A 1,223-nucleotide genomic window follows, 5' to 3' on the forward strand; every position below is an offset into this window, starting at 1 on the left:
GGCTTCACCGGCCACACCGTCCTGACCCCCGGCATCACCCCCACCCAGATAGACCACCAGTGGGTCGACCACCGCGACCACGACCCCGAGCAGGAGTACCCCCACTACTTCCACTAGACACCCACACGCCCCCTGGCAGGCGGGCTGCGTGAGTCGCTGACCGCCCCGGGCGGGGTGAGCCTGCCCAGCACCCCGGACGCGCTGGGCACGACACCACACCACCACCCCGCCTCCTCCGCCAGCTCGACATCTAGGACACCACTAGCAGACCAGCACAGAGAGTGAGGACCACCATGGGAGTCAACTACATGGTCATTACCGTCACGTCCCAGCAGCAGATGATCGACGCCGAGGCCTTCCTGCGCGAGGCCCAGCGCAAGTGGCCCGGGTGCCAGGCCGTCGTCGAGGACCCCGCCACCGACATCAGTGACGCCACAGTCGTCTCCCCACCCGACGCGCCCCCCTTCTCCGTGATCCACTTCCCCGACAACGGGATGATCTCCACCGACGCCCACCCCCAGGTCGCCGCCGAGATCGCCGCCTGGATACGCTCCCTGCACCCCGACCCCAGCCTCGTCCTGTGGTACACCGACGAGGGCTTCACCGGCCACACCGTCCTGACCCCCGGCATCACCCCCACCCAGATAGACCACCAGTGGGTCGACCACCGCGACCACGACCCCGAGCAGGAGTACCCCCACTACTTCCACTAGACACCCGCACGCCCCCTGGCAGGCGGGCTGCGCGAGTCGCTGACCGCCCCGGGCGGGGTGAGCCTGGCCAGCGTGCTGGACGCGCTGGGCACGACACCACACCACCACCCCGCCTCCTCCGCAAACTCGACATCTAGGACACCACCAGCAGACCAGCACAGAGAGTGAGGACCACCATGGGAGTCAACTACATGGTCGTGGCCATGGACCCGACCCAGCAGATGATCGACGCCGACACCTTCCTCCAGGCCGCCCAGCGCAGGTGGCCCGGGTGCAGGACACGCCGCTACGACCCCGCCACCGACATCATCGACGCCGAGGCCAACATCCCCCGCCCCGACGACCCCTCGTTCGACATCAGGCACTTCCCCAGCAACCAGGCAGTCTCCACCGACGCCCACCCCCAGGTCGCCGCCGAGGTCGCCGCCTGGGTACGCTCCCTGCACCCCGACCCCAGCCTCGTCCTGTGGTACACCGACCAGGGATTCGCCGGCCACACCGTCCTGACCC

At 68.9% G+C, this 1,223-nt stretch carries 2 protein-coding genes; both read left to right on the forward strand.

Annotation, left to right across the window (positions count from 1 at the left end; all coding sequences use genetic code 11):
• Nucleotides 1–293: 293 nt before the first annotated feature.
• The gene (locus D4740_RS12640) at nucleotides 294–713 is read left to right on the forward strand and encodes a hypothetical protein (protein WP_119837230.1); all 420 of its coding nucleotides are present in this window, start codon (nucleotides 294–296) and stop codon (nucleotides 711–713) included.
• Nucleotides 714–889: 176 nt separating this feature from the next.
• Nucleotides 890–1,223: hypothetical protein (locus D4740_RS12645; protein ID WP_119837231.1), on the forward strand; the 334-nt coding region annotated here is incomplete at its 3' end.

Source organism: Actinomyces sp. 2119, assembly GCF_003591215.1.
GTDB lineage: Bacteria > Actinomycetota > Actinomycetes > Actinomycetales > Actinomycetaceae > Actinomyces > Actinomyces lilanjuaniae.

Excerpts from the sequence above, each read along its gene's own strand:
- D4740_RS12640 (WP_119837230.1), top strand. The coding sequence starts at position 294 with ATGGGAGTCAACTACATGGTCATTACCGTCACGTCCCAGCAGCAGATG.